This is a genomic window from Pandoraea fibrosis (assembly GCF_000807775.2).
In the GTDB taxonomy this organism is placed as follows: Bacteria; Pseudomonadota; Gammaproteobacteria; order Burkholderiales; family Burkholderiaceae; genus Pandoraea; species Pandoraea fibrosis.
Genome location: NZ_CP047385.1, coordinates 1,138,810 through 1,153,703, shown reverse-complemented (window position 1 = coordinate 1,153,703; position 14,894 = coordinate 1,138,810). Strand labels below are relative to the sequence as shown.

Below are 14,894 nucleotides of genomic sequence, written 5' to 3'. Positions count from 1 at the left end.
TCCCTTGCGAAACCAAAGACCGGTTTTAGCGAAAGAAGCGGAAAGTCCGGAATTATACAATGATAATTCCGGACTTGCAAGTCAAGCCTTCGCTTCAGCTCACCTTAGATGATACGGGCGGCTTCCACGAGACGGGAGACCGTCCAGGCCTTGGTCTTCGACAGCGGACGAGTTTCTTGAATCTCGACCGTATCGCCTTCCTTGATCTGGTTGGTCTCATCGTGCGCGTGGTACTTCTTCGAACGCACGATGTACTTGCCGTAGAGCGGGTGCTTCATTTGACGCTCGACCAGCACGGTAACCGTCTTGTCCATCTTGTCGCTGACAACTTTACCCACGAGGGTACGCTTCAGCGAGGTCTTAGCGGTATCGTTCATTTCTGGCTCGCCTTCTCAGTCAACACGGTACGCACACGCGCGATGTCCTTGCGCACCTTCTTCAGCTGGCTGGTGTTGCTCAGCTGTTGGGTGCCCGCTTGCATGCGAAGACCGAATTGGGCCTTCAGCAGATCCGACAGTTCCTTGTTCAGGCCGTCGACATCCTTGGCACGAAGTTCGGATGCTTTCATTTCAAATTCTCCCCTCAGGCGCCAAGGCGACGTACGAAGAACGTCGTCTGAATCGGCAGCTTGGCGGCAGCCAGGCGGAACGCCTCGCGCGCCAGCGCTTCATCCACACCGTCCATTTCGTACAGCATCTTGCCCGGTTGAATCTCGGCGACGTAGTACTCCGGGTTACCCTTACCGTTACCCATACGTACTTCTGCCGGCTTTTGCGAGATCGGCTTGTCCGGGAAGATACGGATCCAGATACGACCACCGCGCTTGATGTGGCGAGTCATGGCACGACGCGCGGCTTCGATTTGACGAGCCGTCAGACGACCACGACCGACCGCCTTCAGGCCGAATTCGCCGAACGACACTTCGTTGCCACGAGTGGCGACGCCAGTGTTACGGCCCTTCTGCTCTTTGCGATACTTTCTGCGTTTCGGTTGCAGCATGATTATTCTCCAGTCTTGGCATCGCCTTCAGGCTTGCCAGCCGGACGGCGTGCACCACCGCGCTTCGCACCGGCCTTATCGCCAGCGTCGTCACGACGGGGGCGACGGTCGCCCGGACGCGCGTTGCGGCGCGGACGCTTTTCTTCGGCCGGCTCTTCAGCCACCGGAGCGTCGTTGCGGCCCAGCGTGTCACCCTTGTACACCCACACCTTGATACCGATGATGCCGTACGTCGTCTTCGCTTCCGAGGTTGCGTAGTCGATGTCAGCGCGCAGCGTGTGCAGGGGCACACGGCCTTCGCGGTACCACTCGGTACGAGCGATTTCGATACCGTTCAGACGGCCGGCGCTCATGATCTTGATGCCTTGGGCACCCAGACGCATCGCGTTCTGCATCGCGCGCTTCATTGCGCGACGGAACATGATACGGCGCTCGAGCTGTTGAGCGATCGAATCAGCGATGAGCTGCGCATCGGTTTCCGGCTTGCGGATTTCCTCGATGTTCACGTGCACGGGCACGCCCATGCGCTTTTGCAGCTCGGCCTTGAGGATTTCGATGTCCTCGCCCTTCTTACCGATCACAACGCCCGGACGCGAGCTGAAAATCGTAATACGAGCGTTCTTTGCCGGACGTTCGATGATGACACGGCCAACCGAAGCGTTCTTCAGCTTCTTCTTCAGATATTCGCGAACGCCGATGTCTTCCTTCAGCATCTGCGCGAAATTCTGGTTGTTGGCGTACCAACGCGAAGCCCAGTTACGACTAACAGCCAAGCGGAAGCCAGTCGGATGAATTTTCTGTCCCATCGTGACCCCTTAGTTGCCCAGCGTCACAGTGATGTGACAGGTTTGCTTCTCGATCTTGTTACCACGGCCTTTTGCACGGGCCGTGAAACGCTTGAGCGAGGTGCCCTTGTCAACGAAGATGCCCTTGACGCGCAGTTCGTCGATGTCAGCACCTTCATTGTGCTCGGCGTTGGCGATAGCCGACTCGAGAACCTTCTTGATAATGACCGCGGCCTTCTTCGGTGAGAAGGTCAGGACATTCAGTGCACGCTCCAGCGGCAGACCGCGAATCTGGTCAGCGACCAGACGCGTCTTCTGCGCCGAGATACGGGCACCGCGATGAATTGCTTTCACTTCCATGATCGGCCCCTTATTTCTTCGCCTTCTTGTCGGCCGCATGGCCCTTGAAGGTACGGGTAAGTGCGAACTCACCCAGCTTGTGGCCGACCATGTTTTCCGTCACGTACACAGGCACGTGCTGACGGCCGTTATGTACAGCGATCGTCAGGCCGATAAAATCGGGCAGGACGGTCGAACGACGCGACCAGGTCTTGATCGGCTTCTTGTCACGCGATGCAGCTGCCGCTTCCACTTTCTTCAGCAGATGAGCGTCGCAAAACGGACCTTTTTTAACAGAACGAGTCATTTGCTAGCTCCAATTAACGCTTCTTGCGACGCTGAACGATCATGCTGTCGGTGCGCTTGGTCGAGCGGGTACGCTTACCCTTGGTATGCTGACCCCACGGGCTGACCGGATGACGACCAGCAGCCGTACGACCTTCACCACCACCATGCGGGTGATCCACCGGGTTCATCGCCACACCGCGAACGGTCGGGCGAATACCGCGCCAACGCTTTGCACCGGCCTTGCCGAGTTGGCGCAGGCTGTGTTCTTCGTTACCGACTTCACCGATAGTTGCGCGGCACTCGATGTGCACGCGACGCACTTCACCCGAACGCAGACGCACTTGAGCGTACGTGCCTTCGCGAGCCAGCAGCATTGCCGAGGTACCAGCAGCACGAGCGATTTGCGCGCCCTTGCCCGGTTGCAGCTCGATGCCGTGAATCGTCGTACCGACCGGAATGTTACGGATCGGCAGCGTGTTACCGGCCTTGATCGGGGCTTCCGAGCCGCTGACCAGTTGCTGGCCGACGGTCAGACCCTTCGGGGCCAGGATGTAACGACGCTCGCCGTCGGCGTAGCACAGCAGAGCGATGTTCGCGCTGCGGTTCGGGTCGTATTCCAGACGCTCAACCTTCGCCGTGATGCCGTCCTTGTTGCGACGGAAATCGACGATACGGTAGTGCTGCTTGTGACCGCCACCCATATGACGGGTGGTGATGTGACCGTTGTTGTTACGGCCAGCGGTCTTGCTCTTGGTATCGAGCAACGGGGCGAACGGCTTGCCCTTATGCAGATCCTTGTTGACGACCTTGACCAGCGAACGGCGGCCCGGCGACGTCGGTTTCGTTTTGACGAGTGCCATGATTACTTGGCCTCCGCTTCAAAATTGATTTCCTGACCCGGCTTCAAGCTCACGTAAGCCTTCTTCTCGTGGTCGCGACGACCCATGAAGCGGCCAAAGCGCTTTTGCTTGCCCTTACGGTTCAGAATTTGCACCGACTCGACTTCCACCTTGAAGAGAAGCTCAACTGCAGCCTTCACTTCTTGCTTGTTCGCGTCGCGTGCAACTTGGAACACCACTTGTTCATTCTTGTCAGCCACCAGCGTCGCCTTTTCGGAGATCACCGGCGCGAGCAGGACCTGGTACAGACGATGGTCGTTTTTACGCACGTCGCTCATGACAGCATCTCCTCAATCTTGGCGATCGCGCCCTTCGTCAGCAGCACCTTCTTGAAGTAGATGAGCGACAGCGGGTCGGCGAAACGCGGCTCGGTGACGGCAACGTGAGCCAGATTGCGCGAGGCCAGGAACAGGTTCTCGTCCACGCTATCCGTGATCAGCAGCACCGAGTCAAGACCCATGGCCTTGACCTTGTCAGCGAGCAGTTTGGTCTTCGGAGCATCCAGCTTGATGTCCTCGACGACCGACAGACGACCTTCACGGGCGAGCTGCGACAGAATCGAGCACACACCTGCGCGGTACATCTTCTTGTTGACCTTGTGGGTGAAGTTCTCTTCCGGCGAATTCGGGAAGATACGGCCACCGCCGCGCCACAGCGGGCTCGACGACATACCGGCACGAGCACGGCTCGTACCCTTCTGACGCCACGGCTTCTTGGTCGTGTGCTTGACCTGTTCACGGTCCTTCTGCGCACGATTGCCGCTGCGGGCGTTGGCTTGATAAGCCACCACAACCTGATGGATCAGCGCTTCGTTGTAGTCACGGCCGAACACGACGTCCGACGCGTTGACCGCAGCGCCTTCCTGACCTTGCTCATTCAGGAGCTTCAGTTCCATTGTTACGCTCCCTTCGCGAGTTTGGCCTTGACTGCCGTGGTCACGAAAACCTTGCCTTCGTTGGCGCCCGGAACGGCACCCTTCACGAAGATCAGGTTACGCTCAGCGTCAATGCGCGCGATTTCGAGATTCTGCACCGTCGTGGTGACGTCGCCCAGGTGACCCGTCATGCGCTTACCCGGGAACACACGACCCGGATCCTGCGCCATACCGATCGAACCCGGCACGTTGTGCGAACGCGAGTTACCGTGCGAAGCGCGGCCCGAAGCGAAGTTGTAGCGCTTGATGGTACCGGCGTAGCCCTTACCGATCGACACGCCTTGCACGTCGACCTTCTGGCCCACCTGGAAGAGATCGACGCCAACAACTGCGCCCGGCTGCAGTTCAGCAGCTTTGGCAGCGTCAACGCGGAATTCCTTGAGGATTTCACCGGCTTCGACACCCGCTTTCGCGAAGTGACCGGCGGCGGCCTTAACCACGCGAGTTGCGCGGCGATTGCCGAAAGTGACTTGAACGGCGGTGTAGCCGTCCGTTTCATCCGTCTTGATTTGCGTCACGCGGTTGTTAGACACGTCGAGCACGGTAACGGGAATCGAATCGCCGTCGTCCGTGAAAATACGCGTCATGCCAACCTTGCGACCGACAAGGCCAAGGCTCATGATTTTCTCCATTCCCGACTGCGATTGGCCGGGGCTAAATGACAAAAGGATGGTCCACGGATGTGGGCCATCTTTTCAAAACTACACTTGAGCCCGCCATTATAGACGAGCTTTTATCGCTTGACAAGTGTTGCTAAATCGCATAACAAAGCCCCGCCGATCCAGCATTGGCGGGGCTTTCAAGGGCAAAGTCGCCCGCAAGCCTTACTGCAGCTTGATCTCGACGTCGACACCAGCCGGCAGGTCCAGCTTCATCAGTGCATCGACGGTCTTGTCCGTCGGATCGACGATGTCCATCAGGCGCTGGTGCGTGCGAATTTCGAGCTGGTCGCGCGACGTCTTGTTGACGTGCGGCGAGCGCAGGATGTCGAAACGCTCGATACGCGTCGGCAGGGGCACCGGGCCCTTGACGATCGCGCCAGTGCGCTTGGCGGTTTCAACGATTTCGGCGGCCGACTGGTCGATCAAGCGGTAGTCGAAAGCCTTCAGGCGAATGCGGATCTTCTGGTTCTGCATGGAAATTCTCCAAAGAGCGTGGCAGCCCTCGTTCGGGTGCCGGGTAAATCACAAAGAGCAAACAGACTTAGAGAAACAGGCACCGGCAGTGCCGGCACCCGCTTCATCGAATCCGCAATTAGTCTTCAATCTTGGCAACCACGCCGGCGCCGACGGTACGGCCACCTTCGCGGATTGCAAAACGCAGACCTTCTTCCATGGCGATCGGCTGAATCAGTTCAACCTTGATCGACACGTTGTCGCCCGGCATGACCATTTCCTTGCCTTCCGGCAGGGCGATCGAGCCCGTCACGTCCGTCGTGCGGAAGTAGAACTGCGGACGGTAGTTGTTGAAGAACGGGGTGTGACGACCACCTTCATCCTTCGACAGAATGTAGACCTCGCCCGAGAACTTGCGGTGCGGCTTGATCGTGCCCGGCTTGGCCAGAACCTGACCACGCTGGACTTCTTCACGCTTCGTGCCGCGCAGCAGAATACCGACGTTGTCGCCTGCCTGACCCTGGTCGAGCAGCTTGCGGAACATTTCAACGCCCGTGCAGGTCGTCTTGTCGATCTTCGGCTTGTCGCCGTCCATGGCGATACCGACGATTTCGATTTCTTCGCCGACCTTGATGATGCCGCGCTCGATACGACCGGTCACCACGGTACCGCGACCCGAGATCGAGAACACGTCTTCCACCGGCATCAGGAATGTGCCGTCGATGGCGCGCTCCGGCGTCGGGATGTACGTGTCGAGAGCGTCAGCCAGCTTCATGATGGCTTCTTCGCCCAGCGCGCCCTTGTCGCCTTCCAGCGCCAGCTTGGCCGAACCCTGGATGATCGGCAGGTCGTCGCCCGGGAACTCGTACTTCGACAGGAGTTCGCGAACTTCCATTTCGACCAGCTCGAGCAGCTCGGCGTCGTCGACCATGTCGCACTTGTTCAGGAACACGATGATGTACGGCACGCCAACCTGACGAGCCAGCAGGATGTGCTCACGCGTTTGCGGCATCGGGCCGTCAGCAGCCGAGCAAACCAGGATAGCGCCGTCCATCTGGGCAGCACCGGTAATCATGTTCTTGACGTAGTCGGCGTGGCCCGGGCAGTCAACGTGTGCGTAGTGGCGAGCCGCCGTTTCGTACTCGATGTGCGCGGTGTTGATGGTAATGCCGCGTGCCTTTTCTTCCGGCGCTGCGTCGATGTCAGCGTAGTTCTTGGCTTCGCCGCCGAACTTCGACGACAGAACCGTTGCGATAGCAGCCGTCAGCGTGGTCTTGCCGTGGTCAACGTGACCGATGGTGCCAACGTTCACGTGCGGCTTATTCCGCGTGAATTTTTCCTTTGCCATTTCCGAATCCTCAGATACTGAATAGACGATTTAACAGTGAGTCGGGCGGCGCATCACTTGATGCGCTCGCCCACCAAATCAATTACTTGTTCTTAGCGCTGATGATGCCTTCGCTCACGTTCTTCGGAGCTTCAGCGTAGTGCTTGAACTCCATCGTGTACGTGGCGCGGCCTTGCGTGGCCGAACGCAGCGACGTCGAGTAGCCGAACATTTCCGACAGCGGAACTTCAGCGCGCACGATCTTGCCGCCGCCGACCATGTCATCCATGCCCTGGATAATGCCGCGACGCGACGACAAGTCGCCCATCACGTTACCCATGTAGTCTTCCGGCGTTTCGACTTCGACAGCCATCATCGGCTCGAGAATCACCGGGCTAGCGCGGCGCATGGCTTCCTTGAAAGCCATCGAACCGGCCATACGGAACGCGTTTTCGTTCGAGTCCACATCGTGGTACGAACCGAACGTCAGGTGAACCTTGACGTCCACGACCGGGAAGCCAGCCAGAACACCGTTCTTGAGGGTGTCTTGAATACCCTTGTCGACCGCCGGGATGTATTCGCGAGGAATGACACCACCCTTGATCTCGTCCAGGAACTCGTAGCCCTTGCCTTGCTCGTTCGGCTCCAGCGTAATGACCGCGTGACCGAATTGGCCGCGACCACCCGACTGCTTGACGAACTTGCCTTCGACGTCCGCTGCCGACTTGCGAATGGTTTCGCGGTAGGCAACTTGCGGGGCGCCGATGTTGGCTTCCACGCCGAATTCGCGCTTCATACGGTCAACCAGAATTTCGAGGTGGAGCTCGCCCATACCCGAAATGATGGTCTGACCCGATTCTTCATCGGTCTGCACGCGGAACGACGGATCTTCCTGCGCCAGGCGGTTCAGGGCGAGGCCCATCTTTTCCTGGTCGACCTTGGTCTTCGGCTCGACAGCCTGCGAAATCACCGGCTCCGGGAACACCATGCGCTCGAGCACGATCGGGGCGGTCGGGTCGCACAGCGTGTCACCCGTGGTCGCGTCCTTCAAACCGACGGCTGCGGCGATGTCGCCTGCACGCACTTCGTCGATTTCTTCGCGCTGGTTCGCGTGCATCTGCACGATACGGCCCAGACGTTCCTTCTTGCCCTTGACCGAGTTCAGCAGCGTGTCGCCCTTGTTCACAACGCCCGAGTAGACGCGGAAGAAGATCAGCTGGCCAACGAACGGGTCGGTCATGATCTTGAACGCCAGCGACGAGAACTTCTCGTCATCCGACGCACGACGCTCGACCGGCTGTTCCTTGTCGTCCGTGCCCTTGACCGGCGGAATGTCGACCGGCGACGGCAGGAAGTCGATCACGGCGTCCAGCATACGCTGCACACCCTTGTTCTTGAACGCGGTGCCGCACAGCATCGGCTGGATTTCGCAAGCGATGGTACGCGTGCGCAGACCGTTGATGATTTCAGCCTCGGAGAGGTCGCCCTCTTCCAGGTACTTGTTCATCAGGTCTTCGCTCGATTCGGCGGCCGCTTCGACCATGCCTTCGCGCCACTTCTGGGCTTCCGCTTGCAGCTCGGCCGGAATGTCGACGTAGTCGAACTTCATGCCTTGCGACGCTTCGTCCCAAATGATCGCCTTCATCTTGATGAGGTCGACGACGCCCTTGAAGCTTTCTTCGGCGCCGATCGGCACCACCACCGGCACCGGGTTGGCCTTCAGGCGGTTCTTCAGTTGGTCGTAGACCTTGAAGAAGTTCGCGCCGGTACGGTCCATCTTGTTGACGAACGCCAGACGCGGCACGCCGTACTTGTTGGCCTGACGCCAAACGGTTTCCGACTGGGGCTGCACGCCACCCACAGCGCAATACACCATGCACGCGCCATCGAGAACACGCATCGAGCGCTCGACTTCAATCGTGAAGTCGACGTGACCCGGGGTGTCGATGATGTTGATGCGGTGCTTTTGGTAATTGTTCGCCATGCCGGACCAGAAGCAGGTCGTGGCAGCCGACGTAATCGTAATGCCACGCTCTTGTTCCTGCTCCATCCAGTCCATCGTCGCCGCGCCATCGTGCACTTCACCGATTTTGTGGTTCACACCGGTGTAGAACAAAATGCGCTCGGTCGTCGTGGTTTTACCTGCGTCGATGTGAGCGCTAATACCGATGTTGCGGTAGCGCTCGATAGGGGTTGTACGAGCCACTTTAAGCCTCTTTCAATGTAGCCGCCATTTTTGAGGGGGCTACTAACACAAACGGGCGAGGCGCAATTTCTCATGCGCACCCGCCCCGGTTTCTGCTCTAGGTACTGCTTGCCAGCGTCAGAAGCGGAAGTGCGAGAAAGCCTTGTTGGCTTCGGCCATGCGGTGAACTTCGTCACGCTTCTTCATGGCGCCGCCACGGCCTTCCGAGGCTTCGATCAGCTCGCCTGCCAGACGCAGGGCCATCGACTTCTCACTACGCTTTTTCGCGGCCTCACGCAACCAACGCATCGCCAATGCCATACGACGCGACGGACGCACTTCGACCGGAACTTGATAGTTTGCACCGCCAACACGGCGGCTCTTGACTTCAACCACCGGCTTCACGTTACCGAGAGCGGTGTTGAAGACTTCCAGCGGATCCTTGCCCGCCTTGGTTTGGATCTGCTCGAAAGCACCATAAACGATGCGCTCTGCCACCGACTTCTTGCCGGCAAGCATGAGCACGTTCATGAATTTAGCGACATCAACGTTGCCGAACTTCGGATCGGGCAACACTTCGCGCTTGGGGACTTCGCGACGACGCGGCATGATTTCTTCCTTAATAAATTCAGTTGGAGCCTGGCTCCAGGTCACCTACTAGCCACTACGGCCGAGTGACCACTTACTCAGTGACGATATCCACCATCACCGAACATATATCCGCTTAGCCGCTTAGGCCTTCGGACGCTTCGCGCCGTACTTCGAACGGGCTTGCTTACGGTCCTTGACGCCTTGCGTGTCGAGGCTACCGCGCACCATGTGGTAACGCACACCCGGCAAGTCCTTCACACGACCGCCGCGAATCAGCACGACCGAGTGTTCCTGCAGGTTGTGGCCTTCACCGCCGATGTACGAGATGACTTCGAAACCGTTCGTCAGGCGCACCTTGGCAACCTTACGCAGTGCGGAGTTCGGCTTCTTCGGCGTCGTCGTGTACACACGGGTGCACACGCCACGACGCTGCGGGCAGTCCTGCAGGGCCGGGCTCTTGCTCTTGATTTGAGCAGAGGTGCGCGGCTTGCGGACCAATTGGTTAATCGTTGGCATTGTGATTTCCTAAACGTGTCAAAAGCATGACAGCCAAGGCGGGCCGGCATGCGACTTTACTGCGTACTCACCGGCTGCTCTTGCGGATTGTCCGCATCTAAACGCTTGATGCATAAGCACTTTGCATTAGGCACGGGCATGCCGCCGGAAAAACCGGAGCCTGCGACTATACCTGCGCTCAATGCAAGTGTCAATGCACTCGCACGCAGATTTGTCCGGTAAGTCGTTGATTGTTAACGCGTTGCCACCGCAATCCGCGCAGGCATACCGGCTCAAGATGCGGCGATACCGCCCGAATTCAAGTATTGCGACGTTTATGTATGCAAACTAAACTGCATACACTCGACGTAACAATCAAAATTCTCCATACATAACACAGACATCGCCATGGACGCTTCCCACGACAGCCTGCGCGCCACCTTCTGGAAGCCCGCCCTGACCACCGGCAAGGGGCCGCGCTATCTGCGGTTGGCCGGATTCATCGAGCAGTCGGTGGCGGACGGCCGTCTGCGGCCCGGCGACCGGCTGCCGGCGCAGCGTGAGCTCGCGGCGTGGCTGGGCATCGATTTCACGACCGTCACGCGCGCCTACAACCGGGCGCGCGAGCGCAACGCCATCGAGGGTCGCGGCCCGCTCGGCACCTTCGTCAGCACGCCGCACGTGGCACTCGATCAGGTGCTCGATCTCGGGATGAACATTCCGCCGGCACCGGCCGGCCTGTTTTTGGGCGAGATGCTGCAAAAGGGCATCGACGAAGTGCTCCGGCACACGGATGCGTCGATGCTCATGGCCTATCAACTGGGAGACGGAGGCGTGGCCGACCGGCAGGCCGGCGCCATGTGGCTCGCGCCGATGCTCGGCGCGGTCTCCCCGTCCGACGTTCTCGTCTGCCCCGGGGCGCAGGCCACGTTGGCTGCGCTATTGCTCATCGGCACTGCGCGCGACGAGACAATACTGTGCGAGCCGATCGTCTACCCTGGGTTGCACAGCGCTGCCCGCACCCTTGGCCGCCAGCTGGCGCATGTCGCCACCGACGGCGACGGCATGCTGCCCGACGCGCTGAGGGCCGCCGCACGCGAGCACGGCGCTCGCCTGGTCTACCTCAACCCCACGCTCCAGAACCCGACCACCCGCACGATGCCCGAGCGCCGCCGCCGCGAATTGCTCGCTATCGCCGAGACGCTCGATCTGACGTTCATCGAGGACGATCCCTACTGGCGCCTGGCACTCGACGCTCCGCCACCGCTGGCACGTCTCGCGCCGCATCGTGTGCACTACGTGGCAACCCTGTCGAAATGCCTCACGCCGGGGTTGCGCACCGCCTATGTCCGGCTTGCCAGCGCACGCCAACGCGACAACTTTCTGAATACGCTGCACTCGTTCGCGCTGATGGCGCCACCGCTAATGACGGGACTGGCCACGCAGTGGATTCACAACGGTATGGCCGATCGCATTCTGGATGGCGTGAAAGATGCCGCCGCACAGCGCCAGGCCATCGCGGCAGAGATTCTTGGCAACGAACACACCTGCGCGGCGCAGGGCATCCATCTCTGGCACGCACTGCCAGCGCCATGGACGGCCCGCGAATTGACGATGGCCGCGCGCGCCGAAGGGTTGGCCGTCACGCCCGCCGATGCCTTCTGCCTGACTCCCGACGCCCCCAACGCCATCCGCATTTCGCTGGGCGGCGTGCGAGATACCGAGCGCCTCGCCAGCGCCCTCAAACGCCTGAAGGCATTACTGCGCGAAGCGCCGCCGAGCCTGCACCCCGCCATCGTGTGAACAGGACGGCACACCGGCAGGTGCCGAACTCCGAACGCAGGCGCCCCGACGCGACAGTCAGAAATGAAGCAACGCCCATACTCCGGCGCATCGCGGGAACGGACCCGTGACCTCAACCGGAGTGACAGCTATGCTAATGCCCCTGCTGAATTTGAACTGGATGGCGAACGCGCTCTCCCTGTCGCCAGGGCTGCCGATGCCCCATCTGGCGGCTCGCAAGAGCGACATCATCACGGAACTCCGGCGAGTCGTGCTATCGCCAGCCTCCACATCACAAAGCCTGGCGTATATTCTCACCCCGACGCCTGCGTCCAACTGGTCCCAGGCGCCCACCACCCGCGCCCAAGTCTTCGCGGAACGGCTGGCGGACGTGCGGCCAGTGTGCGTGAGAGGTAGCCGCGACGACGCGCGGAACTGCCTGCTCGATCTGCCCCCCGACACGGACGTCGAGGTCAGTGCAAGCCGACTGATGCTGGCCGGCTGCGAAGCCTCGCTCCCGACACCTGTACGCACGGTGCTCACCCGACAGCGCCGCGACAGCCACGCACTCGAGAAAGCATTCTCCGAGACCTTCGCGGCCGAGTCCGAAGGCAAGTATTCCGTGGCATCCATCGAAGCCCGCCTCACGCAGCAACTCAGCCGGATGTCACCGGACACGCAGCGCCTGCTGCGCCACGCCGACACCTACATCGAAATCCCTCAATTGAGTTTCCTCCGCGTGGTGAGCAGCGAGCAGGAAGCCCGGCGCCATCACGTCACAGGCCCGTTCCCGGAGCCACGGGTCCGGCGCTCCGTCGGCGCCCCGCAGATGCGTGACGCCATGCTTGGCGCCTATATCCGGACGCCCGTCGGTGGCAGACTCCACTCGTTGTTCATCTCTCTGGCGACACCGTCGACCGTCCAGCAAGTGCTCGAGGACACCCTCGCGCACGCAAGCCAGCATGTGAATCAACTGTTCGGTGAAGTCCCCGAGGCCTACATGACGACCCGTATGCAGATGCGTGCAGTGGGACCGGGCAAGAACATCGTGCGCACATTGGCCGAGCTGCTTCATGAAGGTCATCAACGCTTTGGCGAATTTGCCCGCAGCGAGACACGCGAAGCCCTTGCCCCCGAATCGCACCGGCATGTCCGGCAGCGGCGATGCCAGCCGGACGCTCCCGCGCCAAGCGTCACGACGACGCAAACGCCCGCGCCGGCACGGCCCACTTCCCGGATTGACGCGCAACCGCAGACAAGCGCTCTGCCAGTGCAGGACCCATCGCGCGCCCGCTTGCGGCGCGAGCGCAAGCCGTCGCTCGCCGAGATGCAAGCGGCGCTCAAAGCACTTGAGCGTCAGATGCGCGAAATGTCGTCTCAATCGCGCCCTCGTTACGGCTGATCGGACCGCGCTCCTCTCTGTCCCGCGTATAGGCAGCCCCGGCGCTGTCTATACGCGGGATCGCAAGCCCACTATCCTCGAGCTATTAAATCCTATAGCCCCCCGTGTCGCGTCCGGCGTATCCGATGTCACTCAACGCGTTTTGTTAAACCTCGCGAATTCGTACACTCCCACATTTCGGCGGCAAGACCTCCGCTCTGACACGAGTCCCATTCAGCCATGCAGGCCAGTTTCGAAAAAGACAGCATTCTGGTGCTCGATGTCGACGGCACTCTGACCGATTCGGTCCGCATTCACCAGCGCGCGCTACTTGGCGCGATGGAATCGCTGGCGTTCGAGGACCTGAACACCGACTGGGGCAGTTACCCCCATCACACCGACACCGGCATCCTGATTCACGCGCATGCCGAGCACGGCCGGGCGCTGCCGCAGCCGCACGACCTCGCTCGCTTCGAACATGAAATCGACGAGCGCTTCACCGCCCTGCTCAACGCCCATGGGCTGGCCGAGATTCCCGGCGCGCGGGCCTTCGTCGAGGCCGCGCACCGCTCACGCTGGGGTGTCGTGTTCGCGACAGGCGGCATCCGCCAGGTGAGTCACCGCAAGCTCCGCTCGGTCGCCATCGACTACACGGACGCCATGCTCATCACGGCGTCGGAATACAGCTCGCGCGAACAACTCGTCGCCGAAGCGATCAAGCGGGCGCAGGCGGGTTACGGCATTACGAATCCGCGCGCGATCGTCTCCATGGGCGATGGCATGTGGGATCTGAAAGTGGCGCGTCAGCTCGGGATCGACTTCGTCGGGATCGGCTCGAAACGCCAGCGCTCTCCGCTGCATGCCGAAGGCGTCACGGTCTACGACGATATGTGGGACGCCATGCACTGGCTTACCCCTGGCCGCGGGCGCGCGTCAGGTACTCGCTTGGCGTCACGCCCATAAAGCGGCGAAACATGGTGGAAAACGCGCTCGGCGTGTCGTAACCGACTTCGAGCGCCACCTGTGTGATGGGCCGCCCAGCGCCCAACAGCGGCAGCGCGCCAAGCAGGCGCATATGCTGACGCCACTCCCGAAAAGGCAAGCCGAACTCGGTCATGAACCGACGCTCCAGCGTGCGGCTCGATGCTCCGACCTCGATCGCCCAGTCCTGAAGACTGCGGGTATCGGCCGGCGTGCTCAGATAGGTATCGAAGATCTTGCGCAAACGGGGATCGCGAGGCACCTGCAAGTGCAGCGGCGAGTCGCTCTTCCACTCGACTTCCTCGAGCAGCAACGCCATGACGAGCGCATCGCGTCCATCGGGCGACCAGTCTTCGGGAAGCGTCATCGCGCGCAGAATCAACTCGCGCAGCAGCGCGGACACCCGGATGACGACGGGCATGTCGGGTGCCGATAGACCGCATCGGGCCACGTCGACGTAGATCGTGCGCATCTCGACTCTGCCGCGCATGCGCACTTCATGCGCAACTCCCCCCGGAATCCACAATGCGCGTTGCGGCGGAATCACCCAGAATGACGTATCCGTGCGCACTTCGAGAATGCCAGCGCTGGCGTACATCAATTGCGCGCGCTGGTGCTGGTGCGTCCGCACGACGTGCCCATCCGGATAATCTTTCGCCAACGCGCCGACGGGGCGGTCATGACCCTGAAAATCCAGGGGTACCGCACTAGTGATCGGCATCGGCACCAGGCCTTTCAAAGGCGTAATTTTTGGGACGTTTTTGGCGATGTCGCCAGCGTAACACCGGGCACG

General features: G+C 60.6%; 19 protein-coding genes. 3 read left to right on the top strand and 16 right to left on the bottom strand.

Going from position 1 to position 14,894, the window contains the following annotated elements; translation table 11 throughout:
• Window positions 1-104: 104 nt before the first annotated feature.
• From rpsQ to rpsL, 15 genes are all read right to left on the bottom strand, one after another.
• Window positions 105-377, bottom strand: coding sequence for a 30S ribosomal protein S17 (rpsQ, locus tag PI93_RS05100; protein WP_039374937.1), 273 nt, complete (start codon window positions 375-377; stop codon window positions 105-107).
• On the bottom strand, window positions 374-568 hold the full coding sequence (gene rpmC, locus PI93_RS05095) for a 50S ribosomal protein L29 (RefSeq protein ID WP_010804129.1): 195 nt from the start codon (window positions 566-568) through the stop codon (window positions 374-376). Before rpmC ends, rpsQ begins: the two co-directional genes overlap by 4 nt.
• 14 nt (window positions 569-582) lie before the next feature.
• Window positions 583-999 carry a 50S ribosomal protein L16 gene (gene rplP, locus PI93_RS05090; protein ID WP_010804130.1) on the bottom strand — a complete coding sequence of 139 codons (417 nt, stop codon included), beginning with the start codon at window positions 997-999 and terminating at the stop codon, window positions 583-585.
• A 2-nt stretch (window positions 1,000-1,001) separates the two neighbouring features.
• On the bottom strand, window positions 1,002-1,805 hold the full coding sequence (gene rpsC, locus PI93_RS05085) for a 30S ribosomal protein S3 (RefSeq protein WP_039374939.1): 804 nt from the start codon (window positions 1,803-1,805) through the stop codon (window positions 1,002-1,004).
• Between the two features lie 9 nt (window positions 1,806-1,814).
• Window positions 1,815-2,147 carry a 50S ribosomal protein L22 gene (gene rplV, locus PI93_RS05080; RefSeq protein WP_199065170.1) on the bottom strand — a complete coding sequence of 111 codons (333 nt, stop codon included), beginning with the start codon at window positions 2,145-2,147 and terminating at the stop codon, window positions 1,815-1,817.
• Between the two features lie 7 nt (window positions 2,148-2,154).
• Complete coding sequence (rpsS, locus tag PI93_RS05075) at window positions 2,155-2,430, bottom strand: 30S ribosomal protein S19 (protein ID WP_010804133.1); 276 nt, start codon at window positions 2,428-2,430, stop codon at window positions 2,155-2,157.
• Between the two features lie 13 nt (window positions 2,431-2,443).
• Complete coding sequence (gene rplB, locus PI93_RS05070) at window positions 2,444-3,271, bottom strand: 50S ribosomal protein L2 (RefSeq protein WP_039374943.1); 828 nt, start codon at window positions 3,269-3,271, stop codon at window positions 2,444-2,446.
• 2 nt (window positions 3,272-3,273) lie between these two features.
• The gene (gene rplW, locus PI93_RS05065; RefSeq protein ID WP_010804135.1) at window positions 3,274-3,588 is read right to left on the bottom strand and encodes a 50S ribosomal protein L23; all 315 of its coding nucleotides are present in this window, start codon (window positions 3,586-3,588) and stop codon (window positions 3,274-3,276) included.
• Window positions 3,585-4,205 carry a 50S ribosomal protein L4 gene (gene rplD, locus PI93_RS05060; protein WP_039374945.1) on the bottom strand — a complete coding sequence of 207 codons (621 nt, stop codon included), beginning with the start codon at window positions 4,203-4,205 and terminating at the stop codon, window positions 3,585-3,587. Before rplD ends, rplW begins: the two co-directional genes overlap by 4 nt.
• Before the next feature lie 2 nt (window positions 4,206-4,207).
• Window positions 4,208-4,864 (bottom strand): 50S ribosomal protein L3, encoded by a 657-nt coding sequence (gene rplC / locus PI93_RS05055; protein ID WP_039374947.1) that lies wholly within the window; start codon window positions 4,862-4,864, stop codon window positions 4,208-4,210.
• Window positions 4,865-5,068: 204 nt separating this feature from the next.
• Window positions 5,069-5,380: a 30S ribosomal protein S10 gene (gene rpsJ / locus PI93_RS05050; RefSeq protein ID WP_010804138.1), complete on the bottom strand. Its 312-nt coding sequence runs from the start codon at window positions 5,378-5,380 to the stop codon at window positions 5,069-5,071.
• 118 nt (window positions 5,381-5,498) lie between these two features.
• Window positions 5,499-6,707 (bottom strand): elongation factor Tu, encoded by a 1,209-nt coding sequence (tuf, locus tag PI93_RS05045; protein WP_039374948.1) that lies wholly within the window; start codon window positions 6,705-6,707, stop codon window positions 5,499-5,501.
• An 82-nt stretch (window positions 6,708-6,789) separates the two neighbouring features.
• The gene (gene fusA / locus PI93_RS05040) at window positions 6,790-8,892 is read right to left on the bottom strand and encodes an elongation factor G (protein WP_010804140.1); all 2,103 of its coding nucleotides are present in this window, start codon (window positions 8,890-8,892) and stop codon (window positions 6,790-6,792) included.
• Window positions 8,893-9,009: 117 nt separating this feature from the next.
• Window positions 9,010-9,480 (bottom strand): 30S ribosomal protein S7, encoded by a 471-nt coding sequence (rpsG, locus tag PI93_RS05035; protein WP_010804141.1) that lies wholly within the window; start codon window positions 9,478-9,480, stop codon window positions 9,010-9,012.
• Between the two features lie 123 nt (window positions 9,481-9,603).
• Complete coding sequence (gene rpsL, locus PI93_RS05030; RefSeq protein ID WP_010804142.1) at window positions 9,604-9,978, bottom strand: 30S ribosomal protein S12; 375 nt, start codon at window positions 9,976-9,978, stop codon at window positions 9,604-9,606.
• Between the two features lie 387 nt (window positions 9,979-10,365).
• On the opposite strand from rpsL, the gene PI93_RS05025 reads away from it, so the two are divergent.
• From PI93_RS05025 to PI93_RS05015, 3 genes are all read left to right on the top strand, one after another.
• The gene (locus tag PI93_RS05025) at window positions 10,366-11,760 is read left to right on the top strand and encodes an aminotransferase-like domain-containing protein (RefSeq protein WP_039374950.1); all 1,395 of its coding nucleotides are present in this window, start codon (window positions 10,366-10,368) and stop codon (window positions 11,758-11,760) included.
• 130 nt (window positions 11,761-11,890) lie between these two features.
• Complete coding sequence (locus tag PI93_RS05020) at window positions 11,891-13,141, top strand: hypothetical protein (protein WP_144400522.1); 1,251 nt, start codon at window positions 11,891-11,893, stop codon at window positions 13,139-13,141.
• A 219-nt stretch (window positions 13,142-13,360) separates the two neighbouring features.
• On the top strand, window positions 13,361-14,083 hold the full coding sequence (locus tag PI93_RS05015) for an HAD family hydrolase (RefSeq protein ID WP_039374953.1): 723 nt from the start codon (window positions 13,361-13,363) through the stop codon (window positions 14,081-14,083).
• Here the strand turns inward: PI93_RS05015 and PI93_RS05010 are convergent.
• Window positions 14,031-14,822 carry an AraC family transcriptional regulator gene (locus tag PI93_RS05010; protein ID WP_039374991.1) on the bottom strand — a complete coding sequence of 264 codons (792 nt, stop codon included), beginning with the start codon at window positions 14,820-14,822 and terminating at the stop codon, window positions 14,031-14,033. The two genes, PI93_RS05015 and PI93_RS05010, sit on opposite strands and share 53 nt — an antisense overlap.
• Window positions 14,823-14,894: the final 72 nt, after the last annotated feature.